At 71.0% G+C, this 23,616-nt stretch carries 21 protein-coding genes; 19 read left to right on the top strand and 2 right to left on the bottom strand.

Annotated features, from left to right (window positions below; genetic code table 11):
* Positions 1 to 75 precede the first annotated feature (75 nt).
* A complete protein-coding gene (locus A6Q81_RS06070) occupies positions 76 to 561 on the top strand; it encodes an Lrp/AsnC family transcriptional regulator (protein ID WP_236749745.1) in 486 nt (161 codons plus the stop codon).
* 100 nt (positions 562 to 661) lie between these two features.
* Here A6Q81_RS06070 and A6Q81_RS06065 read toward each other — a convergent pair whose 3' ends face one another.
* Entirely contained in the window at positions 662 to 1,831 is a 1,170-nt protein-coding gene (locus A6Q81_RS06065) for a pyridoxal phosphate-dependent aminotransferase (protein WP_067859863.1), read from the bottom strand.
* 92 nt (positions 1,832 to 1,923) lie between these two features.
* On the opposite strand from A6Q81_RS06065, the gene A6Q81_RS06060 reads away from it, so the two are divergent.
* The 12 genes from A6Q81_RS06060 to tuf all read left to right on the top strand — a co-directional run bounded on the left by A6Q81_RS06060 (position 1,924) and on the right by tuf (position 14,800).
* Positions 1,924 to 3,393, top strand: a complete 1,470-nt coding sequence (locus tag A6Q81_RS06060) for a DUF1800 domain-containing protein (RefSeq protein ID WP_286689843.1) — start codon at positions 1,924 to 1,926, stop codon at positions 3,391 to 3,393.
* The gene (locus tag A6Q81_RS06055) at positions 3,390 to 4,643 is read left to right on the top strand and encodes a DUF1501 domain-containing protein (protein WP_286689842.1); all 1,254 of its coding nucleotides are present in this window, start codon (positions 3,390 to 3,392) and stop codon (positions 4,641 to 4,643) included. The genes A6Q81_RS06060 and A6Q81_RS06055 overlap by 4 nt, the downstream gene beginning before the upstream one ends.
* A gap of 176 nt (positions 4,644 to 4,819) precedes the next feature.
* The gene (locus tag A6Q81_RS06050) at positions 4,820 to 5,524 is read left to right on the top strand and encodes a class E sortase (RefSeq protein ID WP_067859855.1); all 705 of its coding nucleotides are present in this window, start codon (positions 4,820 to 4,822) and stop codon (positions 5,522 to 5,524) included.
* A 14-nt stretch (positions 5,525 to 5,538) separates the two neighbouring features.
* Positions 5,539 to 6,180: an orotate phosphoribosyltransferase gene (gene pyrE / locus A6Q81_RS06045; protein WP_286689841.1), complete on the top strand. Its 642-nt coding sequence runs from the start codon at positions 5,539 to 5,541 to the stop codon at positions 6,178 to 6,180.
* Complete coding sequence (locus A6Q81_RS06040) at positions 6,177 to 6,806, top strand: TrmH family RNA methyltransferase (RefSeq protein ID WP_286689840.1); 630 nt, start codon at positions 6,177 to 6,179, stop codon at positions 6,804 to 6,806. Before pyrE ends, A6Q81_RS06040 begins: the two co-directional genes overlap by 4 nt.
* On the top strand, positions 6,803 to 7,315 hold the full coding sequence (locus A6Q81_RS06035) for a GNAT family N-acetyltransferase (protein WP_286689839.1): 513 nt from the start codon (positions 6,803 to 6,805) through the stop codon (positions 7,313 to 7,315). Before A6Q81_RS06040 ends, A6Q81_RS06035 begins: the two co-directional genes overlap by 4 nt.
* A 9-nt stretch (positions 7,316 to 7,324) precedes the next feature.
* The gene (locus A6Q81_RS06030; protein ID WP_286689838.1) at positions 7,325 to 8,701 is read left to right on the top strand and encodes an FAD-dependent oxidoreductase; all 1,377 of its coding nucleotides are present in this window, start codon (positions 7,325 to 7,327) and stop codon (positions 8,699 to 8,701) included.
* Between the two features lie 41 nt (positions 8,702 to 8,742).
* Positions 8,743 to 9,711 (top strand): class II fructose-bisphosphate aldolase, encoded by a 969-nt coding sequence (gene fbaA, locus A6Q81_RS06025; protein ID WP_286689837.1) that lies wholly within the window; start codon positions 8,743 to 8,745, stop codon positions 9,709 to 9,711.
* A 786-nt stretch (positions 9,712 to 10,497) separates the two neighbouring features.
* The gene (gene rpsL / locus A6Q81_RS06020; protein WP_067859838.1) at positions 10,498 to 10,872 is read left to right on the top strand and encodes a 30S ribosomal protein S12; all 375 of its coding nucleotides are present in this window, start codon (positions 10,498 to 10,500) and stop codon (positions 10,870 to 10,872) included.
* Positions 10,872 to 11,342 (top strand): 30S ribosomal protein S7, encoded by a 471-nt coding sequence (gene rpsG / locus A6Q81_RS06015; RefSeq protein WP_067859836.1) that lies wholly within the window; start codon positions 10,872 to 10,874, stop codon positions 11,340 to 11,342. Before rpsL ends, rpsG begins: the two co-directional genes overlap by 1 nt.
* A 44-nt stretch (positions 11,343 to 11,386) precedes the next feature.
* The gene (fusA, locus tag A6Q81_RS06010) at positions 11,387 to 13,498 is read left to right on the top strand and encodes an elongation factor G (RefSeq protein WP_067859834.1); all 2,112 of its coding nucleotides are present in this window, start codon (positions 11,387 to 11,389) and stop codon (positions 13,496 to 13,498) included.
* Between the two features lie 108 nt (positions 13,499 to 13,606).
* Positions 13,607 to 14,800 (top strand): elongation factor Tu, encoded by a 1,194-nt coding sequence (gene tuf, locus A6Q81_RS06005; RefSeq protein WP_067859832.1) that lies wholly within the window; start codon positions 13,607 to 13,609, stop codon positions 14,798 to 14,800.
* 118 nt (positions 14,801 to 14,918) lie between these two features.
* Here the strand turns inward: tuf and A6Q81_RS06000 are convergent, their stop codons facing one another.
* Positions 14,919 to 15,416, bottom strand: a complete 498-nt coding sequence (locus A6Q81_RS06000) for a MarR family winged helix-turn-helix transcriptional regulator (protein WP_067859830.1) — start codon at positions 15,414 to 15,416, stop codon at positions 14,919 to 14,921.
* A gap of 84 nt (positions 15,417 to 15,500) precedes the next feature.
* Between A6Q81_RS06000 and A6Q81_RS05995 the strand changes: the two genes are divergently transcribed.
* From A6Q81_RS05995 to rpsJ, 6 genes are all read left to right on the top strand, one after another.
* Positions 15,501 to 16,484: a pseudouridine-5'-phosphate glycosidase gene (locus tag A6Q81_RS05995; protein WP_286689836.1), complete on the top strand. Its 984-nt coding sequence runs from the start codon at positions 15,501 to 15,503 to the stop codon at positions 16,482 to 16,484.
* On the top strand, positions 16,481 to 17,191 hold the full coding sequence (locus tag A6Q81_RS05990) for an HAD family hydrolase (protein WP_286689835.1): 711 nt from the start codon (positions 16,481 to 16,483) through the stop codon (positions 17,189 to 17,191). Before A6Q81_RS05995 ends, A6Q81_RS05990 begins: the two co-directional genes overlap by 4 nt.
* 1 nt (position 17,192) lies before the next feature.
* Positions 17,193 to 17,942 carry a uracil phosphoribosyltransferase gene (upp, locus tag A6Q81_RS05985; protein WP_067859826.1) on the top strand — a complete coding sequence of 250 codons (750 nt, stop codon included), beginning with the start codon at positions 17,193 to 17,195 and terminating at the stop codon, positions 17,940 to 17,942.
* Positions 17,939 to 18,865: an EamA family transporter gene (locus A6Q81_RS05980; protein WP_286689834.1), complete on the top strand. Its 927-nt coding sequence runs from the start codon at positions 17,939 to 17,941 to the stop codon at positions 18,863 to 18,865. Before upp ends, A6Q81_RS05980 begins: the two co-directional genes overlap by 4 nt.
* 49 nt (positions 18,866 to 18,914) lie before the next feature.
* Positions 18,915 to 22,805 carry a non-ribosomal peptide synthetase gene (locus A6Q81_RS05975; RefSeq protein ID WP_286689833.1) on the top strand — a complete coding sequence of 1,297 codons (3,891 nt, stop codon included), beginning with the start codon at positions 18,915 to 18,917 and terminating at the stop codon, positions 22,803 to 22,805.
* Between the two features lie 500 nt (positions 22,806 to 23,305).
* Positions 23,306 to 23,614: a 30S ribosomal protein S10 gene (rpsJ, locus tag A6Q81_RS05970; protein WP_067859819.1), complete on the top strand. Its 309-nt coding sequence runs from the start codon at positions 23,306 to 23,308 to the stop codon at positions 23,612 to 23,614.
* The last annotated feature ends 2 nt before the right edge of the window (positions 23,615 to 23,616 follow it).

Raw genomic sequence — 23,616 nt, 5'->3', positions numbered from 1 at the left:
GTCTCGTCCTGGTCAGGTCGGCCACCTCTGCCGAGTAGGGTGGCAGTGAACTAGTCGATCTGCCCAGGAGTCGCCGTGGATGCTCTCGACCTCGCCCTCGTCGAAGCGCTGCGTGATCACCCGCGCGCCGGTGACCTCGAGCTGTCGCGGGTCGTCGGCGTCGCCCGTGCGACGGTGCAGTCACGGCTGGCGAAGATGGAGGCGTCGGGCGTCATCACGGGCTACGGCCCCGACGTCGACCTCGCCGCCGCCGGCCACACCGTCCTCGCCTTCGCGACGCTGGAGATCGCGCAGGGCCGCCTCGACGACGTGCGCGCCGAGCTCGAGTCGCTGCCGAACGTGCTCGAGGCCTACGTCACGAGCGGCACCGCCGACGTGGTCTGCAAGATCGCCGCGTCGTCGCACGCCGACCTGCAGGACGTGCTCCTCCACATGAGCACCTCGGGCTCGATCGTCCGCTCCACGAGCATCGTCGTGCTCAGCGAGCTCGTCGCCCCCCGCGTCCTCCCCGTCCTCGCCCGCGACGTCCAGACCGGCGGCCGCGCCCCCCGCTACCGCTGACCGCCCGGCGCGGTTTACCACGGTCCCGTGGTAGACCCCGTCCCCCCGAGGCAAGCTTCCCGAGGGAGGACGACGTTTACCACGGGACCGTGGTAAACCGTCAGGCGCGCAGCGACCCGAGCCGACGCACGGCCTCGTCGATCACGTCGGCACGCTTGCAGAACGCCCACCGCACGTAGGGGCGGCCGGGGTTGTCCTCGAGCGGGGTGTCGGGGTCGTGGAAGACCTGGTGGGGGACGGCAACGACACCGGCGAGCTCGGGCAGCCGCAGGCAGAAGTCGAGGCCGTCCTCGAAGCCGAGCGGGCGGATGTCGGTGGACGCGAAGTACGTGCCGTCGGGCACGACGACGCCCAGCCCGACGTCGGCCAACCCCGCGCAGAGCCGGTCGCGACGTTCGCGCATCCCCGCGCGGAAGTCCGCGAAGTAGTCGTCGTCGAGCCGCAGGGCCGCGGCGACGGCAGGCTGCAGCGGCGAGCCCGACGTGAAGGTCAGGAACTGCTTGGCGCCGAGCACCGACGCGACGAGGGCCGCCGGTCCGCTCGCCCACCCGACCTTCCAGCCCGTGAAGGAGAACGTCTTGCCGCCGCTGGAGATCGTGAGCGTCCGCTCCCACATGCCCGGCAGCGTCGCGATCGGCACGTGCGGGACGTCGAAGGTCAGGTGCTCGTACACCTCGTCGCTGATGACGACGAGGTCGTGCTCGCGGGCCACCTGCGCGACGGCCGCGAGCTCGTCGGCGGTCAGCACGGTGCCGGTCGGGTTGTGCGGCGTGTTCAGCAGGATCGCCGTCGTCCGCGGCGTCACCGCGGCGCGCAGCTCGTCGAGCGGGAGCCGGAAGTCGGGGGCGCGCAGCGTCACGGGTCGACGCACCGCGCCGGCCATCTGGAGCACCGCCACGTAGGAGTCGTAGTACGGCTCGAGGACGATGACCTCGTCGCCCGGCTCGACGATGCCCAGCACCGCGGCCGCGATCGCCTCGGTGGCGCCCGTCGTCACGACGACCTCGGTGTCGGGATCGACGTCGAGGCCGTACCAGCGGCGCTGGTGCTCGGCCACCGCCTCGCGCAGGACGGGCACGCCGACCCCCGGCGCGTACTGGTTCGCGCCGCCGCGCAGTGCCTCGACCGCCGCCTCGCGCACGACGTCGGGCCCGTCGGAGTCGGGGAAGCCCTGACCCAGGTTCACGGCGCCCGTCGCAGCGGCGAGCGCGCTCATCCGCGCGAAGATCGTGGTGCCCAGGCCGTCGATCCGGCTGCTCTGCGTCCTCATCCCTCGCGACCCTACGCGTCCGCGGGACGGCGAGCCCGGCACCACTTGACGCGTTTCCCTGACGGCCTGGGACTTTGGTCCCATGATGGTGGGTGGGTCGAGGGAGCGGCCCGCGGACCGGGGGGAGCGGCGACGCCGAGGGCGGCGGCGACGCGGGAGAGCGTCAGGGATGCCACTCCTTCGGCGTCGACGAGCAGCTCACCGCCGCCGTACGCGCGGCCGGGGGCGCCGAGCGGTGGTTCGCGACGCAGCTGACCCCGACGTCGGTCGCCGACCCGTCCGCCACCGTGCACACCTGGTGGCCGCGGCTCGGGCACACGCCCGCGAGGGCATGGGCGGAGGTCAAGTCCGGACGGTCGGGCGCCTGGCAGTACGGCTTCGACCTCGCGCAGTACTCGATGGTGCAGAAGATCCTCACGCGCCGTCAGCTGCAGGAGGTGCTGCACGACGTGTGGTCGAACCTGCTGTACGTGCCGGTCGGCCACGACCGCAGCTTCCCGTGGCGCTTCCACTACGACCAGACCCTGCGCGGCCTCGCCCTGACGAGCTACCGGCAGCTGCTGCGCGCGGCGGTCGTGCACCCGGCCATGTCGGGCTGGCTCAACAACGACCTCAACACCAAGCGGGGCATCAACGAGAACCTCGGCCGCGAGCTCCTCGAGCTGTACACGGTCGGGCGCGCGTCGGGCTACACCGAGGACGACGTCAAGGACTCCGCCCGTCTGCTCACGGGTCACAAGGTCAAGGTGTTCGACACCTTCGCGGCCTCGTACGCGCCCGAGGACCACTGGACGGGTCGCGTGCGCGTGCTCGGCTTCACCCACGCGAACGCCGCCGCCGACGGTCGACCGGCGCTGGCGGCCTACCTCGACCACCTGGCGCTGCACCCCGCCACCGCCGAGCGGGTGGCACGCCGGCTGTGCGTGCGGCTCGTCGGCGACGACCCGTCGCCGTCGCTCGTGCGCAGCGTGACGGCCGCCTACCGCTCCTCGCGCAGCGACGTCCGCGCGACGCTCAAGGCGCTGCGGACCCACCCGGAGTTCCTCGCGGCCCGGCGCCGCACGCTGCGGGCGCCGGTCGAGGACGTCGTGGCGTCGGTGCGGGCGCTCGGCATCCGGCCGGTGCGCTTCCGGGGCACGGACGCGTTCCCCGCCAACCTCGTGTGGGCCGCGGGCCGCCTCGGCCAGGAGCCCTACGGGTGGCCGCGCCCCGACGGCTACCCGGAGGGGTCCACGACGTGGGCGTCGCCGTCGCGCATGCTCGGCGCCTGGAACCAGCACTACAGCCTGGCGGGGCGCTGGAACTCCGCCGACGGGCAGGCGTTCCCCGCTCCCGCGTCGGTGCTCCCGACCGCCTTCCCGCGCACGCTCGCCGAGATCGTCGACCACCAGTCGCTGCTGCTGGTGGGCCGGCCCGCCGACGCCACCACCCAGGCCGCGGTCGCGACCATGCTCAACCGCGCATCGGGGTCGGTCTACAAGACCGTGGCCGACGTGTCGGGCTGGCACCTCACGCTCATCCGCGGCACCGTGCTCAACACCCCGGAGGGGATGCTGCGATGACCGGCACCGACGACTGCGGGTGCGCCGACTACGGCCTCACCCGACGCTCGCTGCTCGCCTCCGGCGCGGCCCTCGGGCTCGGCGGGGTCGTCACGTCGATGGTCGGCGACGTCCTGACGTCGGCCGTCTACGGCGCCACGGGCGGGAACGTCCTCGTCGTGCTGTCGCTGCGCGGCGGGGCGGACGGCCTGTCGATGGTGGTGCCGCACGCGGAGGCGGCCTACCACGCCGCCCGCCCGACCACGGCGCTCAAGGCCACCGAGCTGCTGCACGCCGACGCCACGTTCGGCCTGCACCCGAAGTTCGCGCCGGTGTCGCGCTGGTGGCAGGCCGGCAGCCTCGCCGCGGTGCACGCCGTCGGGCTGCCCGCTCCCAACCGCAGCCACTTCGAGGCCATGGAGGAGCTCGAGGACGCCGACCCCGGCAGCAGCGCACGCGTCGGCTGGATCAACCGCATGATCACCGGGCTCGGCGCGCAGCCCGACGTGCTCGACGCGATGCAGCTCGGCAGCACGACCATGCCGACGTCGCTGCTCGGTCCCGCGCCGGCCGTCGCCACCGAGACGGTCGACGACCTCGGCCTGCCGTTCGCCGACGACGCTCGGCTCAGTGGCGCGCTGGGCAGCTTCCTGCAGACGACCTACGGCCGCCGTGGCGGCGTCGTCGGCTCCGCCGGCCTCGACGCGTACGCGCTGTCCCGACGCACCCGCAGCATCGCCGACGCCGCCCGCAGACCGCCCGCCAACGGTGCGCGCTACGCCTCCGGCGACACGGGCCGCGCCATGGCGCACGCCGCCGGCCTCGTCACGTCGGGCCTCGGCGTGCGCGCCATCGCCATCGACGCCGGCGGGTGGGACCACCACATCGGCCTGCGCTGGAACGTGGCCTCCCGCATCGAGGAGCTCGCCACGAACCTCGCCGCGTTCTTCACCGACCTCGGTCCGGCGGCCGACCGCGTCACGCTCGTGACGATGAGCGAGTTCGGACGTCGGCTGCGCGAGAACGGCGCCAACGGCGTCGACCACGGGTACGGCAGCTGCGTCCTGCTCATGGGCGCGGGCGTCAAGGGCGGTCGGGTGCACGCCCGGTGGCCGGGTCTCGGCACGGAGCAGCAGGTCGACGGCGACCTCGCCGTCACCACCGACTACCGCGACGTCGTGGCCGAGGTGCTGCGCTCGCGCTTCCCGGAGGTCGACGTCTCCGGCGTGTTCCCGGGGCTCGTGCAGCGTCCGCTCGGCGTCATGGCCTGAGCATGAAGCTGCCCCGCCGTTCTCGGGGGGTGAAACGGCGGGGCAGCGACTTCACTATAGGCACGCGTCCGGAGCGTCTCCACCGGAACGGCCAGAAATCTCCGGACGCAGGCTGAGATGTGGGTCACATCGACGATCGGGCGGGAGCTCAGGACGGGGATGACACAATCTCCGACATGAGCTCCGCGGCCGCGTCCCACTCCGCCCCTGGCGGTGGACGTCGGGGTCCGCGGCGCCGGTTCTCGGTCGTCGGGGCGATCGGCCTCGTCCTCGTGCTCGCCGGGCTGAGCGTGCTCGGCTACGTCGCCTGGCAGTACTGGGGCACCAACATCGTCTCCAAGCAGCAGCAGGCCCAGGTGCGCGAGGCGATCTCCGAGGACTGGAAGAACGGCACCGACGGCAAGAACATCGGTCTGCTGCGCGTGCCCCGCTTCGGCAAGGACTACGAGGTCCCCATCGTCAAGGGCTTCGACCCCGGCTCGCTCGCCAAGGGCGTCGGCTTCTACCCCAAGGGCGACCTGCCGGGCGAGCTCGGCAACTTCGCGATCGCCGGCCACCGGGTCACGCACGGCGAGCCGTTCCGCGACTTCCTCAAGCTGCGCAAGGGCGACAAGGTGTACGTCGAGACGCGCACGGCCGTCTTCACCTACGTCCTGCGCAACGCGGGCGACTCGATCACGGTCGACTTCACCGAGGGCTGGCCGCTGCAGCAGGTGCCCGACCCTGCGTTGCGCGGCGAGCCGCCCACCAAGAGCGTCCTCACCATGCTCACCTGCTCGGAGCTGTTCCACACCGACAACCGCAACGTCGTGGTCGGCGACCTCGTCCGCATCGTCGACAAGTCGGACCCGGAGCGAAAGATCCCACTCCCCAGCGCCTAGGAGCCCCTGCCCCGATGCACGACTACCAGCGCGCGTTCGTCGAGTTCGCGATCGGTCACGACGTCCTGCGCTTCGGCTCGTTCACGCTGAAGTCCGGCCGCACGTCGCCCTACTTCTTCAACGCGGGCGGCTTCGACACCGGCGCCCGGCTCGCCGGTCTCGGCCGCTTCTACGCCGCGGCGATCACCGAGCGCGCCCCCGCCTTCGACGTCCTGCTCGGCCCTGCGTACAAGGGCATCCCGATCGCGGCGGCCACCGCCGTGCAGCTCGCCGAGGCGCACGACCGCGACGTCCCCTGGAGCTTCAACCGCAAGGAGGCGAAGGACCATGGCGAGGGCGGTGTCGTGGTCGGCGCCCCGCTGCGCGGCCGGGTGCTGCTCGTCGACGACGTCATCACCTCGGGCAAGGCGATCCGCGAGGTCGTGCCGATCGTGGAGGACGCCGGCGCCGAGCTGGCCGGCATCGTCGTCGCCGTCGACCGTCAGGAGCGCGGCACGGGCGAGCTGTCGGCGGTCGACGAGGTGCGCCGCGACCTCGGCGTCCCGGTCGAGGCGATCGTGACCTTCGACCACGTCATCGAGTACCTCGAGGAGTCCGGCCGGCACGCCGAGCACCTGCAGGCGGCCCGGGCGTACCGCGACCAGTACGGCGCGTGAGCGAGCAGCACGAGCGCACCGACGAGGTCGGCGTCGGCCCCTGGGTCGGCCCCGTCCCCGACGACCCCCGCCTCGACCCCGCACTGCTCGCCGACGGCGACCGCCGCAACGTCGTCGACCGCTACCGCTACTGGACGGTCGATGCGATCGTCGCCGACCTCGACACCCGACGTCACCCGCTGCACGTGGCCGTCGAGAACTGGCAGCACGACTTCAACATCGGCTCCGTCGTGCGCACCGCGAACGCGTTCAACGTCGCGGCCGTCCACGTCGTCGGCCGGCGTCGGTGGAACCGCCGGGGCGCGATGGTCACCGACCGCTACCTCCACGTCGAGCACCACGCCGACGCCGCCGCCCTCGCCGCCTGGGCGGCGACGCGTGGTCTGCCGCTGCTCGGCGTCGACAACCTGCCCGGTGCGGTGCCGCTCGAGACGACCTCGCTGCCGCGCGCCTGCGTCCTGCTCTTCGGCCAGGAGGGCCCCGGGCTGAGCGACGCTGCCCGCGAGGCCTGCGCCACCACCCTCTCCATCGCCCAGTTCGGCTCGACCCGCTCCATCAACGCCGGAGCGGCCGCCGCCATCGCCATGCACGCCTGGATCCGACAGCACGCCGAGGAGTCGCCGTGACCGCCCCCACCGTCCCGTCCGTCCGTCTCGACGCCGTCGACCCCGACGACCCGCGCGCCCACGCCGCGCTCACGTCGTACCTGGGCGAGGTCGACGCCACCCTCGCGGACGGCTACGCGCCGGGGCCCGACGACCTCGACCCCTACCGCGCGCCGACGGGCGTCTTCCTGCTCGCCACGGCCGGAGGCGGGGCGCTCGACGGCGAGGTGCTCGGCTGCGGGGCGCTGCGCGACCTCGGCGATGGGTCGGCCGAGGTGAAGCGCATGTGGGTCGACGCGCGGGCGCGCGGCACCGGCCTGGGTCGTCGCCTGCTGGCCGCCCTCGAGGAGCATGCCCGCGGCCTCGGCTACCAGCGGGTGCGGCTCGACACCAACGACCAGCTCGTCGCCGCGCTCGCGCTGTACCGCTCCGCCGGGTACGCGGAGGTCGAGCGCTACAACGACAACCCGCACGCCCGCCACTGGTTCGAGAAGGCGTTCGAGACTGCGGACCCCGACGAGCGACCTTAGGCTCGAGCCATGAGTCGCGTCGTCGTCGTCGGGGGTGACGCGGCCGGGATGACCAGCGCGTCGGCCGTCCACCGCCTCCTCCCCGACGTGGAGGTCGTGGTCCTCGAGCGCGGCCACCACACCTCCTACTCCGCGTGCGGCGTGCCGTACTGGGTCGCCGGCGAGATCGACGGCCCGGACGGCCTCGTGGCCCGCTCGCCCGAGGAGCACCGCGAGCGGGGCATCGACGTGCGCCTCGGCAGCGAGGTGCTCGCCGTCGCCGTCGACGCCCACGAGGTGCGCTACCGCGACCTGGCGGGGGAGCACACGCTCGGCTACGACCGGCTCGTCGTCGCCACGGGGGCCGGTTCGATACGGCCGGACCTGCCCGGCGTCCACGCGCCCGGCGTCATGAGCGTCAAGGACCTCGTCGACGGCCAGCAGGTCATCGACCGCATCCACGCCGGCGCCCGACGCGCCGTCGTCGTCGGCAGCGGCTACATCGGCATCGAGATGGCCGAGGCCTGCCTGGCACGCGGACTCGACGTGACGGTCGTCGAGCGCGAGTCGACGCCGCTGCCCATCGTCGAGGACGAGATCGGCGAGGTCATCGCCGACGCCATGCGCGAGAAGGGTGCGCACATGGTCACCGAGGCCGCGGTCACCGGCTTCGACGTCGGCGACGACGGTGCCGTGACCGCCGTCCGCACCGACGAGGACACGTTCCCGGCCGACCTGGTGGTGGCGGCCTTCGGCGTCGTGCCCCGCAGCGAGCTGCTCGCCGACGTCGCCGACCTCGGCGTGAAGGACGGCATCGTCACCGACGACCAGCAGCGGGTGCTCGCGCCCGACGGCTCGCTCGTCGCCGACGTGTGGTCGGCGGGCGACTGCGTCGTCACCCACGACCGGCTCACGTCGACCCGGATCCACCTGCCGCTCGGCACGCACGCGAACAAGCAGGGCATGGTCGCGGGCGAGTCGGTCGCGGCGTCGCTCGGCGCCGCGTGGTCGGGGCGGGTCTTCCCGGGCGTCGTGCAGACCGCGATCACGAAGTTCTGCGACCTCGAGATCGCCCGCGCCGGCCTCGGTCGCGCGCAGGCCGACGACGCCGGGCTCGACACGGTGAGTGCCGACGTCGAGACGACGACCGTCGCCGGCTACTACCCCGGCGCGGAGCCGATGACCCTCTGGGGCCTCGCCGAGCGCGGCACCCGTCGGCTGCTCGGCGTGCAGCTCGTCGGTCGCGGGGGAGCGGTGCGCATCGACACCGCCGCCATGGCCCTGTGGTCGGGGATGACCGTCGACGAGCTGGTGATGACCGACCTGTCGTACGCGCCGCCGTTCTCGTCGGTGTGGAGCCAGGTGCAGGTCCTCGCCCGTGCGCTCGTGAAGCAGCTCGACCAGTAGGCTGGGCGCACCGCCGTCCGGCCGCCCTGCAAGGAGACTCCATGCCCGTCGCCACCCCCGAGACCTACGCCGCGATGCTCGACAAGGCCAAGAGCGAGTCGTTCGCCTTCCCGGCCATCAACGTGTCGTCGTCGCAGACGCTCAACGCCGCCCTCGCCGGCTTCGCCGAGGCCGAGTCCGACGGCATCATCCAGGTCTCCACCGGCGGCGCCGACTACTTCTCGGGCCCCACCGTCAAGAACATGGTGTCCGGCTCGCTCGGGTTCGCCGCGTTCGCGCACGAGGTCGCCAAGAAGTACCCGATCAACGTCGCCCTGCACACCGACCACTGCCCGAAGGACAAGCTCGACGGCTTCGTCCGCTTCCAGTCGCACATGTGGGACGGCTCGGCCGTGCCGCTCGAGGAGAACCTCGTCATCGCGCAGGAGCTGCTCGCGAAGGCCGCCGCCGCGCACATCATCCTCGAGGTCGAGATCGGCGTCGTCGGCGGCGAGGAGGACGGCGTCGAGGGCGGCATGGGCGAGCACCTCTACACGACCCCCGAGGACGCACTGGCCACGGTCGAGGCGCTCGGTCTGGGCGAGAAGGGCCGCTACCTGACCGCGCTCACGTTCGGCAACGTGCACGGCGTGTACAAGCCGGGCAACGTCAAGCTGCGCCCCGAGGTGCTGAAGGCCGCGCAGGAGGCCGTCGCCGCCAAGTACGGCAAGGAGGACGCGTTCGACTTCGTCTTCCACGGCGGCTCCGGCTCCCTGCCCGAGGAGATCTCCGCCGCCGTCGACTACGGCGTCGTCAAGATGAACGTCGACACCGACACCCAGTACGCGTTCACGCGCCCCGTCGTCGACCACATGCTCCGCAACTACGACGGCGTGCTCAAGGTCGACGGCGAGGTCGGCAACAAGAAGGCCTACGACCCCCGCGCCTGGGGCAAGGCCGCCGAGGCCGGCATGTCCGCCCGCGTCGTCGAGGCCTGCCAGAACCTCCGCTCCGCCGGCACCACCCTCTGACGCAGCGCGCCCGCCGCAGCCCCGACCTCGCCGAGGTCGGGGCTGCGGTGCGTCGGGGGTCGGTGGTGCTGGTGCGTTGCCTGCGGGGTCGTGACCTTGCTGGTGCGCTGCCTGCGGGGGTCTCGTCGTGCTGCTGCGCTGCCTGCGGGGGTCTCGTCGTGGTGGTGCGCTGCCTCGGCTTGCGCTGGGGTTTGCTACGGGATCCCGTCGTGAACGCAGAAGTGTTCGTCCTTCGTCGCACGAAGGAAGAATCGTGGGTGCCCTTGGGGGTGGGGTGGGCAGCGCTTCTCCCTTCTCGTGGCACGGTCCACGAGAAGGGAGAAGCGTTGCCACGTCTGATCCCGTCGGCGGTGGATCTACCACCTGTAGAGCGCTGACAAGGTGGCAGATCCACCGATGGCCCGCGCAAACGCAGAATCTTGCGTCCAACGCGGGCCACAGCCCGAGAACCCGACCCTCCGTCGCACCCAGCCGTCCGGTCGAGGCCCTTTCGCAGCGCAGGTCCACGAGAAGCCGCGCCGACGCAGCCCCACTCGAGCGAGAAGCCGCGCCAGCGCAGCCGCAGGTCGAGCGAGGAGCCCCCCGACGCACCCCCAGCCCGAGCCCACCAGCACGACAACCGCGACCGCGCACCCCGGAATTTGCCCGGGCTGGTGCCGGGAGGTACTGTTGAGTGCTGTGCCTGGATTGTCCAGGACGCTGCGCGCATCCCGCCACCTCGCACCAGTTCCGGCGGCGAGTGCAGCACGACTCAGAGTCCTTCTCGCCTGAAGAAAGAAGTTCGTAGTGCCCACGATCAACCAGTTGGTCCGCAAGGGTCGCCAGAGCAAGGTGACCAAGACCAGCACGCCGGCCCTCAAGGGCTCGCCGCAGCGCCGCGGTGTGTGCACCCGCGTGTACACCACCACGCCGAAGAAGCCGAACTCCGCGCTGCGCAAGGTTGCTCGCGTGCGCCTGTCCTCGGGCACCGAGGTCACGGCCTACATCCCCGGTGAGGGTCACAACCTCCAGGAGCACTCGATCGTGCTCGTGCGTGGTGGTCGTGTGAAGGACCTCCCGGGTGTGCGCTACAAGATCGTCCGCGGCTCCCTCGACACCCAGGGTGTCAAGGGTCGCAAGCAGGCTCGCAGCCGTTACGGCGCGAAGAAGGAGAAGAGCTGATGCCTCGCAAGGGCCCCGCGCCGAAGCGGATTCCCGAGACCGACCCGGTCTACAACAACCAGCTCGTCACGCAGCTGATCAACAAGATCCTCGTGGACGGCAAGAAGCAGACCGCGCAGCGCATCGTCTACACGGCGCTCGAGGGCACCCGCGACAAGTCCGGCACCGACCCGGTCGTCACGCTCAAGCGTGCGCTCGACAACGTCAAGCCGGCCCTGGAGGTCAAGTCCCGTCGTGTCGGCGGTGCGACCTACCAGGTCCCGATCGAGGTGCGCCCCGCGCGTCAGACCACTCTCGCGCTGCGCTGGCTGGTCAAGTACGCCGGCGAGCGTCGCGAGAAGACCATGGCCGAGCGCCTCATGAACGAGCTCCTCGACGCCAGCAACGGCCTCGGCGGCAGCGTCAAGAAGCGCGAGGACACGCACAAGATGGCCGAGGCCAACCGCGCCTTCGCCCACTACCGCTGGTGACCCCAGCAGCATCCATCTTCGACGTAAGGAACTGGTAGCTCACCGTGGCAACCGACATCACGACGGACCTCACCCGCGTCCGCAACATCGGCATCATGGCGCACATCGATGCCGGCAAGACCACCACCACCGAGCGGATCCTCTTCTACACGGGGATCACGTACAAGATCGGTGAGGTCCACGACGGTGGCGCCACCATGGACTGGATGGAGCAGGAGCAGGAGCGCGGCATCACGATCACGTCCGCCGCCACCACCTGCTGGTGGAAGGACCACCAGATCAACATCATCGACACCCCCGGGCACGTCGACTTCACGGTCGAGGTCGAGCGCTCGCTGCGCGTCCTCGACGGTGCCGTCGCCGTCTTCGACGGTGTCGCCGGTGTCGAGCCCCAGTCCGAGACCGTGTGGCGTCAGGCCGACAAGTACGGCGTGCCGCGCATGTGCTTCGTCAACAAGCTCGACCGCACGGGCGCCTCGTTCGACTTCTGCGTCAAGACCATCCGCGAGCGCCTCGGCGCCACGCCGCTGGTGCTGCAGATCCCGATCGGCGCCGAGAGCGACTTCCTCGGTGTCGTCGACCTCGTCGGCATGCGCGCGCTCACCTGGCGCGGCGAGACCACGATCGGTGAGGACTACACCGTCGAGGACATCCCCGCCGACCTGGCCGACGCCGCCGCCGAGGGTCGCGAGGCCCTGCTGGAGACGCTGTCCGACGTCGACGACGAGATCGCCGAGAAGTACCTCGAGGGCGAGGACATCTCCGTCGAGGAGCTGAAGGCGGCCATCCGTCGCGCGACGCTCGCGGCGCAGCTCAACCCGGTCCTGTGCGGCACGGCGTTCAAGAACAAGGGCGTCCAGCCCTTGCTCGACGCCGTCGTCGACTTCCTGCCGTCGCCGATCGACGTCGGTGACGTCAAGGGTCACGACGCGAAGGACGAGTCGGTCGAGGCCACCCGTCCGCCGTCGGAGGACGCGCCGTTCGCCGGTCTGGCGTTCAAGATCGCGACCGACCCGCACCTGGGCAAGCTGACCTTCGTGCGCGTCTACTCCGGTCGTCTGGAGGCGGGCACCCAGGTGCTCAACGTCACCAAGGGCCGCAAGGAGCGGATCGGCAAGGTCTACCAGATGCACGCCAACAAGCGTGAGGAAATCGCGTCGGTCGGCGCCGGCCAGATCGTGGCCGTCATGGGCCTCAAGGACACCACCACGGGCGAGACCCTGGCGGACTCGGCGAGCCCGATCGTCCTCGAGTCGATGACGTTCCCCGACCCGGTCATCCAGGTCGCCATCGAGCCGAAGACGAAGAGCGACCAGGAGAAGCTCGGCGTCGCGATCCAGAAGCTCGCCGAGGAGGACCCGACGTTCCAGGTCCACACCGACGAGGAGACCGGTCAGACGATCATCGCCGGCATGGGCGAGCTGCACCTCGACATCCTGGTCGACCGCATGAAGCGCGAGTTCAAGGTCGAGGCCAACGTCGGCAAGCCGCAGGTCGCGTACCGCGAGACCATCAAGCGCGCCGTCACCGGTCACAGCTACACGCACAAGAAGCAGACCGGTGGTTCGGGGCAGTTCGCCAAGGTCGTCATCGGCGTGGCCCCCAACGGCCCCGACGCCGGTGGCGAGGGCGGCTACGAGTTCGTCAACGAGGTCACCGGTGGCCGCGTGCCGAAGGAGTACATCCCCTCGGTCGACGCCGGTGGACAGGCGGCCATGGAGTTCGGCGTCCTCGCCGGCTACCCGATGGTCGACGTCAAGTTCACCCTCGAGGACGGCGCCTACCACGACGTCGACTCCAGCGAGCTGGCGTTCAAGCTGGCCGGCAACATGGCCTTCAAGGAGGCCGCGCGCAAGGCTGACCCGGCCCTGCTCGAGCCGATGTTCGCCGTCGAGGTCACGACGCCCGAGGACTACATGGGCGACGTGATCGGCGACCTCAACTCCCGCCGTGGACAGGTCCAGGCGATGGAGGAGGGCTACGGCGGAGCCAAGGTCATCAAGGCCCTGGTCCCGCTCTCGGAGATGTTCGGCTACGTGGGTGACCTGAGGTCCAAGACCTCCGGCCGTGCCTCGTACTCGATGCAGTTCGACTCCTACGCCGAGGTCCCCAAGGCCGTCGCGGAGGAGATCATCAAGAAGGCCCGCGGCGAGTAACCAACGGCGTCATCGGTAAGGTGGCCTAGGTCTCCCAGCGGGACCCGACGGCTTTCAGACCCAGCACCACATCAGACAGCGCAACACTCAACCCAGGAGGAGCCCACAGTGGCTAAGGCGAAGTTCGAGCGGACCAAGCCGCACATGAACATCGGCACCATCGGTCACATCGACCACGGTAAGACGACGCTGACCGCGGCGATCACCAAGGTGCTGCACGACAAGTACCCCGACCTGAACGAGGCCTCGGCCTTCGACCAGATCGACAAGGCTCCTGAGGAGCGTCAGCGCGGCATCACGATCTCGATCGCGCACGTGGAGTACCAGACGGAGAACCGTCACTACGCCCACGTCGACTGCCCCGGCCACGCCGACTACGTGAAGAACATGATCACGGGTGCGGCGCAGATGGACGGCGCGATCCTCGTGGTCGCCGCCACCGACGGCCCCATGCCGCAGACGCGTGAGCACGTCCTCCTGGCCCGCCAGGTCGGCGTCCCGGCCATGGTCGTCGCGCTCAACAAGTGCGACATGGTCGACGACGAGGAGATCCTGGAGCTCGTCGAGCTCGAGGTCCGTGAGCTGCTGTCGGACCAGGAGTTCGACGGCGACAACGTGCCCGTCGTCAAGGTCGCGGCCCACCCCGCGCTGCAGGGTGACGCCAAGTGGGGCGAGTCGATCCTCGAGCTCATGAACGCGGTCGACGAGTACATCCCGCTGCCCCCGCGTGAGACGGACAAGCCGTTCCTCATGCCGGTCGAGGACGTCTTCACGATCACCGGTCGTGGCACCGTCATCACCGGTCGTATCGAGCGCGGCATCATCAAGGTCAACGAGACCGTCGACATCGTCGGCATCCGTGAGACCAAGCAGACCACGACGGTCACCGGCATCGAGATGTTCCGCAAGCTCCTCGACGAGGGCCAGGCGGGCGAGAACGTCGGCCTCCTGCTTCGTGGTACGAAGCGCGAGGACGTCGAGCGCGGCATGGTCATCATCGCCCCCGGCTCGACCACCCCGCACACGGAGTTCGAGGGCCAGGTCTACATCCTGTCCAAGGAGGAGGGTGGCCGTCACACGCCGTTCTTCAACAACTACCGTCCGCAGTTCTACTTCCGGACCACGGACGTCACCGGCGTCGTCACGCTGCCCGAGGGCACCGAGATGGTCATGCCCGGCGACAACACCGAGATGAGCGTCCAGCTCATCCAGCCGATCGCCATGGAGGAGGGCCTGCGCTTCGCCATCCGCGAGGGCGGCCGTACCGTCGGCGCCGGCCGTGTCACCAAGATCAACAAGTGATCTGACGACACACCAGCACTGCTGAGCGAAGCCCCTCGGACCTTCGGGTCCGGGGGGCTTCGTCGTGCTGGCGCGGCAGTACGGCCCGCCCGTCCCCGGCGGGTCCGAGCCGCGGACGTCAGGTCAGGGAGTCGCCGTGGCCGATCAGCAAGGTGCGCAGCAGCGAGGCCAGCTGTCGTCGCTGGTCGACGTCCAGGGGGGCGAGGAGCGAGTCCTCGTTCTCGACGTGCGCGGGGAGCGCGGCGTCGACGAGGTCCCGACCGGCCGGGGTGAGCTGGACGTTGACGCTGCGTCGATTGGTCGGTTCGGTCGATCGCTGGATCAGACCCCGATCCTCGAGCCGGTTGAGTCGGTGCGAGACCGCGCCGGAGGTCACCATCGTGTGCGACGTGAGGCGACCGACCGGCAGTCGGTGGGGCGCCCCCGACCGGAGCAGGGTGGCCAGGACGTCGAACTCCCCGGGCTGGAGGTCGAACGTCGCCAGCCGCTTGGCGATGCGCCGGTCCAGGAGGGCTGCAGCACGACTCACCCTGCCGACCACCTGCATGGGGCTGACGTCGATCTCCGGCCGCTCGAGGCCCCACTGCTCCACCACGTCGTCCACGAGATCTCCCACGTCACGAGACTAACACTTGCTGTTCACTTCAATAGTTGAGCATTGAAAGGATGAGCGCTAAGGTATCCGGCGGGGGTGAGAGCCATGACCCGATCCACGCTCACGACACCACGCGCTGCACTGGCGATCCGGCGATCCGACGACCTGAAGGTCCCGATCCGTCTCGGAGAGGAGGTACGCGCGGCGCTGGACGACGGACGGCCGGTCGTCGCGCTCGAGACGAATGTGACCGCCAACGGCCTCCCGGCGCCTCGACGGGTCGCCGCAGGTCTGGAGTGCGAGCGTCGCGTCCGCGCTTCAGGAGCCGTGCCGGCGAGCCTGGCCGTCCTCGACGGAACGGTCGTGGTCGGGCTGGTCCAGCACGAGCACGAACGGCTCGCGGAGGGGGCGCGCAAGATCGGGAGCCGTGAGCTCGCCGCCACCGTGGCGAGCAGGGGGTCAGGCGCCACGACGATCTCCGCGGCCATGGCCGTAGCGGAGCTGACGGGCATCGACGTCGTTGCCTCCGCGGGACTCGGCGGAGTGCACCGGGACTACGGCGACACCATGGACGTGTCCGCCGACCTGCACCAGCTCGCGCGGTCGCGTGTCGTGGTCGTCTCGGCCGGGGTGAAGTCGGTGCTCGACATCGCGCGAACCCTGGAGTTCCTCGAGACCAGGGGCGTGCCCGTCATCGGGTACCGCTGCGACGACTTTCCTGCGTTCCTCTGCCGGTCCAGCGGCCTGCCCAACCCCCAGCGCATCGACGATCCGCAGGTGCTGGCCGACGCGATCCGTCTGCACCGGACGCTGCCGGGTACGGGCTCGGTCCTCGTGACCCATCCCATCGCGGTGGACGACGCGCTCGACGAGCAGGAGGTCGGTGCGGCCATCGAACGCGCGCTCGTTCGGGCCGCCGCCGAGGGCGTCCGGGGCGCGGCAGTGACGAACTTCCTCACCCGGGAGGTCGCCGCCGCGACCGTTGGTCGGTCCTCCGTCGCGAACGAGGCCGTCGTGCTGCAGGTCGCCGCCGTCGGCGCCGAGGTGGCCGCGGCACTCGCCGTGACCCCGCCGCGGCAGGCGCGATGACCACGCCGGCGCGCGCCTCGCTGACCGCGTCGGGCCACGTGGAGTGCGTGCTCTTCGACCTCGACGGCACGCTGCTCGACACGCCGCGAGCCATCGCCAGCGAGCTGGCGGCGGCCGTGGGCGACGCCACGGGGACTGCACTTTCTGAAGAGGCAGCGCGCCGCCTCATCGGCCTGCCGCTCGACGTGATGGTCGCTCGGCTCGCTCCCGGCGCGACGCTGCCGGAGCGTGCCGAGGCGGTCGCGGAGTACCGGCGCCGGTTCCGTGAGCGGATCGTGCCCGCGGCCGCGAGCCTGCTCTACCCGGGCGTCCTCGACGGCGTCGCGCAGTTGAAGGACGCCGGCCTGTCGCTGGCCGTCGTGACGAGCAAGTACCACGACAGCGCCGTCGCGATCCTCGACGCCGCCGGGATCTGCGATGCCTTCTCCGTCGTGGTCGGTGCGGACGACGTGCAGCACCCGAAGCCGCATGCTGAGCACGCCCTCCAGGCTCTCCGTGCCCTCGGCCGTGATGCCGACGTCAGTGTCGTGGTGGGCGACACCGCACACGACGTCCAGATGGCTCGGGCTGCGGGAATGCACTGCGTGGGCCTCGACCACGGAGTCGACCCGGCCGAGACCTTGTGGGCGGCGGGAGCTCACGACGTGCTGTCGCACCTCGACGCGCTGACCCTTCTCCTGCTCGACCACGCCCCGACGAGGACCTGACATGACCGTGGACCACCTGATCGCCCAGTCGACCCCCCACCCGCCCGCGGCTCTCGCCGGGACCCTCGTCGGATCGGCGGCCGTGCCCGACGCCGTCGCGGCGCTCCCGCTGCGACTTACCTGCTTGTCGCGGACTGCCGGCCTGGTGCACCTGCACGCGTCGGCCCGCGACCACACGGCCGAGCAGTCCGGGTTCGTGCGAGCCGCTCGCCGCATCATCCGGCTCGTGCTGGAGGAGGCCCTCGCGGTCCGACGGCACGAGCCGCACCTGGTGCGCACCCCGCTCGGGGCGACCTTCGCCGGCGCCACTCCCCGTGCGCCTCAGCTCACGGCGGTCTCGGTACCGCGTGCCGGCGACGCGATGGAGCACGAGCTGCGGGAGATCGTCCCGGACACCAGATTCGGCAAGATCCTGATCCAGCGCGATCCGGTGACCACGCAGCCGCAGCTGTTCTACGCGAAGCTTCCGCGACTGACCCGCGGACACGACGTCATCCTGCTGGACCCAATGATGGCCACGTCCGGCACGGTGCAGCTCGCGCTCAGCACCCTCCTGGATGCCGGTGTACTGCTCGAGGACGTGATCCTCGCCAACGTCCTCACCTGCCCGTCGGCGCTAGAGCGACTGGCACAGGCAGCCCCCGGTCTGCGCGTCGTCACCAGCTTCGTGGACGAACGGCTCACCGACCAGGCATTCATGCACCCCGGCATCGGCGACTTCGGTGACCGCTTCTACGGCACGACCGCATGAGTGGGTTGGAGGTGCGTCCCGCGCCGTCGCCGCCGGCGCAGGCATCGCTCGTCGGCTTGACGCTGCTGGCGGCGATCGCGCCGCTCGTGTGGGGCACCACCTACGTCGTCACGACGGAGATGCTGCCGCCCGATCGTCCACTGACGGCAGGCTTCCTCCGCGCCGCGGTCGCGGGTCTGCTGTTGCTCGCGATCGCACCGGGCGTGCCACCTGTCGGTTGGCGACTGCGCACCGTGGTGCTGGGGGTGCTCAACATCGGAGCCTTCTTCCCGCTGCTGTTCATCAGCGCGTATCGACTCCCTGGTGGACTGGCCGCCGTCGTCGGATCGCTGCAGCCTCTCATCATCGCCGCGCTCACCGCGACGCTCGGTTGGCGACAGCCGCCCCGGCGGCAGGTGGCGCTCGCCGTGGTCGCGGCCGCCGGCGTGGCGCTCATGACCGTCACCTCGCGCACGACCGTCGACGCCTGGGGACTCACGGCAGCGATCGCCGGCACGGCGAGCATGGCGGTCGGGATCCTGCTCTCGAGCCGCTGGCGCCTCCCTGCCGGGTACCGCCCGCTCACGTGCACGGCATGGCAGCTCGTCGTCGGGGGCGTGGTGATCGCGCCCCTCGTGCCGTTCACCGACAGCGGCGCCCTCGTGCTCGACGGGGCGGCGGTCCTGGGCTACCTGTGGCTCGCTCTCGTCGGTGGTGCCATCGGGTACGGCGTCTGGCTGCACGGCGCGCGGCAGCTGCCGCCGGCAAGCACCGCGCTGCTGGGGATGCTCAGCCCGCTGATGGCCGCAGTGCTCGGCTGGGTCGTGCTCGGTCAGTCCCTCGGTCCCCTGCAGTGCCTGGGCTTCGCGCTGGCCCTCGGCGGGGCTGCGTCGGGCCAGCTCGTCGGTCTGCGTGCGGCGCGCCGCGACCGCGGAGCCCACTGAGCCCGCCCCCTCCGACACCGTCGTCCACCCGAACCGCAGGAGCACCAGCATGACGAGTCCCCTCACAGCCGCGATCGCGGCGGGACCCCGGCACGGCCACCCTTCCCGTCCTCCGACCGTCGTCGCGATGCTCGCCGGCGTGGTGCGCGATCGACCCGACGCGCCTGCCGTCGTCGACGACGAGGGGGTCCTGACCTTCGAGGGCCTCTGGCGCGACGCCGGCATCCTCGCGCGCCGTCTCCTGGACGCCGGCGTCGGTCGCGGCGACTGCGTCGGTCTGCTCCTGGAGCCGGGTCGCTCCCTGGTCGTGAGCGTCTGGGCCGTGCTGCGCGCCGGTGCGGCGTACGTCCCCCTCGCGGTCGACTACCCGACGCCTCGCCTCCAGCTGATGGCGCGCGACTCAGGGTTGCGCCTCGTGCTGACGGCTCCGGGTCTGCGGGCGCGTGCGGAGTCGATCCTCCCGGCGTGCGTCGGGATCCTCATCGTCGAGGACAGGAGCAGCGCCGACGTCCTGACGATCGAGACCGCCGACGGGACCGGGGTCGAGATCGGGCCTGACGATCGTGCCTACGTCATCTACACCTCGGGAACCACCGGTCGACCCAAGGGCGTCTCGATCCGGCATCGTGGGCTGGTCGCGCAGCTAGGGTGGCTTGGCAGCGACCACGACCTGGGGCCGGGGGCGCGCATCCTGTTCAAGACGCCGACGAGCTTCGACGCCGCACAGTGGGAGCTTCTCGCTGGAGCGACCGGCGCGACGGTCGTGGTCGCACCGCAGGGCGCCCACCGTGACGTCGGCGAGCTGTGCACCCTCGTGCACCGGCACCAGGTCACGCACTTGCAGTGCGTCCCCACGGTCTGGTCGGCCATGGTCGCCATCCCGCGCTTCGCCACGTGCACCTCCTTGACCGCCCTGTTCAGCGGGGGAGAAGGCCTCACCGCGTCGCTCGCGCGTGAGCTCGTGCAGCTTCACCCGTCGGCCCGACTCGTGAACCTCTACGGTCCGACGGAGACGACGATCAACGTCACCGCGCACGTCGTCACGCCCGACGACCTCGACGCTGGGGGGATCGTGTCGATCGGTCGACCGGTTCCAGGGTCGTGGACGGTGGTCCTGGGCGACGACGACACCCCGTGCGCGACCGGTGAGCTGGGTGAGCTGTGCATCGGAGGGGTGCAGCTCGCTGCCGGCTACGTCGGTCTCGACGAGCTGACCGAGGAACGCTTCCCGTCCGTCGTCCTCGAAGGTGCACTCCGGCGCGTCTACCGGACGGGTGACCTGGTGCGTCGGGACGCGGCGGGACTTCTCGAGTTCCACGGCCGGTCCGACGACCAGGTCAAGGTCAACGGGCATCGCATCGAGACCCTCGAGGTCAAGACCGCCATCGAGGCGCACCACTGGGTGGCCGACGCCGAGGTGCTCCCGTGGGTCGATCCGCGCACCGGCGCGAGCACCCTCGCGGCGTTCGTGGTCCTCGACAGCGACGAGGCGCCCTTGATGGACCAGGGTGCGACCGGACAGCACCACCTGTCCAAGGACGACCACACGCAGGTTCACGCCCAGCTCGCCGATCCCGGCGTCCGTCACGACCTGCACGCGGCGTCCGGCACTGTGCTACCAGGGCAGGACGGGCGACCCGAGCAGCGGGAGCTGGCCTTCCGGCGCACGTCGTACCGGACGTTCGAGGGCGGGACGGTGACGTCGGACCACGTGCTCCGGCTGCTGCAGGGCGAGCGGCTGTCGCTGACCGGACCGCGCGCGCTCGCCGACCTCGCCGACCTCGCCGACCTGCTGCGCTGGTTCGGGGCCTTCGACAGCGAGGACCGACTGCTCCCGAAGTACGCCTACGCCTCGCCCGGTGCGCTGTACGCCACCCAGGTGTACGTCGAGGTGTCGGGGGTGCACGGTCTCGACGACGGCGTGCACTACTACCACCCGCGACGTCACGCGCTGCATCGAGTCGGCGATGGCGCGCCACCGTCGAACATCCATCAAGGCCGCCCGGCCGCGCGAGTGCGCCTGCACCTTCGAGGAGTGCGGGACGCCATCCGCTCGGTCTACGCCGTCAACGTCGACGAGGTGCTGGCCTTCGAGGTCGGTCACCTCCTCGGACTGCTCGACGACGTCGCCGCAGCACACGGCCGTGCGGTCCTCATCGTGGACGACGCCGTGCCGCCGGAGGTCGGGGTCGAGGGCGATGTCTGCTGGACCACCGTCGACCTCGTGGCCCCCACCCTCCCCGTCGCGGAGCGTCCCGACCCTGGGGTCGGACCGGAGGGGGTCGAGGTTCTCGTCCAGGTGCACGGGCAGGTGGTCGGACTGCGGCCCGGCCTGTACCGCGTCCGGCTGGACGGTGAGGCTTCGGAGTCGCGGCGTGGGGCGTCGCTCGAGCCGATCGGGGACGAGCTCGTCGAGCGTCGTCACGTCGTCGCCATCAACCAGCGCAGCTACGCTGCCTCGGCGTTCGCCGTCGCGCTGCGGTGCCCGCGCGCAGCGGGCCTCTCCGGCCTGCGTGCGCTCGGCCGGGCGCTGCACCGGTTGCAGGACAACTCCGTCGGCATCGGCCTGCTCTCCTCGGGATACTCCTCGTTGTCGGGTCGAGAGCTTCCCGCGGCGGCACGTCTCACGGCACTGGTTCCGGAGGACGGCGACAAGCTGTCCTACATCGCGCTCGCCGGTCGGGTCAGCGAGGACCAGCAGCGTGCCGAGGACATGCGTGAGGACGTCGTGCACATGAGCGGCCCACAGGAGATCCTGCGCGACGACCTCGCTGCGGCGCTGCCGCGATACATGGTGCCGAGCAGGGTGATGGTGGTGCCCAGCATGCCGATCGGTGCGACCGGCAAGGTCGACCGGGCGGCACTGCTCGCGGCGCTGGAGGACGAGACGACGGTCCCGCGCGGCGAGGACAGGCCGCCGGTCGGCCCGATCGAACAGCGGATCGCCGACTGCTGGACGCAGGTCCTGGGGCAGGACGTCCTCGATGTCGAGCTGGACTTCTTCGCGGCCGGCGGGAACAGCCTCGCCGCGGTGCGCCTCGTGCACCTGGTCAACGACCGCCTGGGCGCTGCGCTGCCGGTACACGTGCTCTTCACGCACGGCACGGTGCGTCAGCTCGCGGCGCGGGTGGCGAAGGCCGAGGGCGACCCGGCTCCCGCGAGTGCGAGCCGGCTCGTCCGGCTCGTCGACGGCGTTGGTCCGGCGATCGTGCTGTGGCCAGGCCTCGGCGGCTACCCCGCGAGCCTCGCACCGCTGGCCCGGCTCGTCGCGCGTGGCCGCCCGGTGGTCGCCGTCCAGACGCGGGGCCTCAACGAGGGCGAACGTCCGGTGGACGACGTCGACGAGCTCGTGAGGTCGGACCTGGCGGAGATCGAGCCACTGCTCTCGGCAGGTGCGCCGACGTTCATCGGTTACTCCTTCGGGGCGCGGGTCGCCACCGACGTCGCGTGCAGCCTGGCGCAGCGTGGCATCGACGTCGAGCTGGTGCTGCTCGCGCCCGGGTCGCCGCTGGTGCCCGACGCGCCCGACCCCGCTGGCGAGGCCGACTTCGCCGATCCCTACTTCCGGACCATCCTCTGGTCCGTGTTCCTCGGTCGGCTGCCGGCGCCTGTCCTCGTCGCTGCGACGCGTGATCGGTCAGGCTTCGAGCGGCTCCTGCGCGAGCAGCGTCCCGAGCTCGACCGGGGTCTCGCCGCTCGCATCGTCGACGTGGTGTTGGCCACCTTCGGCCTGCGCGCTGCCGAGGCGGGACACCTGCGCGCGGTGGTCGAGAGAGCCCGCGTGATCGACGCCGAAGGTGACGGGTGGTCCTTCCTCGACCGGCTGGACCTGGATCTTGTGCCGCAGCGTGTCAGGATCCCGGTCGACCACTACGAGGTGCTCCGTGGACCGGGGGTGCAGGTGGTGGCCGACCTGCTGGGCGAGCCCGCGCTCGCATGACGTCGGCGGGCGACGACGGCGACCGGACCGGCGCGCGATCTCGTGTGTGAGCGGGTGCCGGGACGTGCACGCACTGGACACGGCTGAGGCGAGCCGCCTGGTCGCGCTTCCCCGGGCAGGTCCGCGACGGCGAGCGGCGCCGCACCGGGGCGACGCGGACGACTGTGGGAGGGCGATTTGTGCTGGGGCGGGGGAGTCTGTCAGACTAGTGCGGTTGCTCCGGCCGGATCGCTGGGGCGCGCCCGCCCGGAACTCACGCCGGGATCGACGAGCGCGCTGCACGGTGTCCGGCCTGACTGCTGGAAGCGACGTGACGCGGACTCCCTGGAGGCCGCGGCCCGCGACCGGAAGTCCAACCACCCAACTCCAGAAGGTTCGCGCACGCTCGTGGTCACCACCGCGACACGCCCGACCTCGGGGGGCGGAGGGGAGCGATCCCCTCCAGGGAGAACAAGCCCCAGGGGCACACCAAGCTGACGAAGAGTAAGGACGACCAGAGCATGGCGGGACAGAAGATCCGTATCCGGCTCAAGGCCTATGACCACGAGGTGATCGACACCTCGGCGCGCAAGATCGTCGACACGGTCACGCGCACCGGAGCCTCCGTGGCCGGCCCCGTGCCCCTGCCGACCGAGAAGAACGTGTTCTGCGTGATCCGGTCGCCGCACAAGTACAAGGACAGCCGCGAGCACTTCGAGATGCGTACGCACAAGCGGCTCATCGACATCATCGACCCGACGCCGAAGACCGTCGACTCGCTCATGCGTCTCGACCTGCCGGCCGGTGTCGACATCGAGATCAAGCTCTGAGG

This window comes from Aeromicrobium sp. REDSEA-S38_B2 (assembly GCF_001628525.1).
Lineage (GTDB): Bacteria > Actinomycetota > Actinomycetes > Propionibacteriales > Nocardioidaceae > Aeromicrobium > Aeromicrobium erythreum.
Note: the sequence above shows the minus strand (reverse complement) of the source record. Positions and strands in the feature narration are given on the sequence as shown.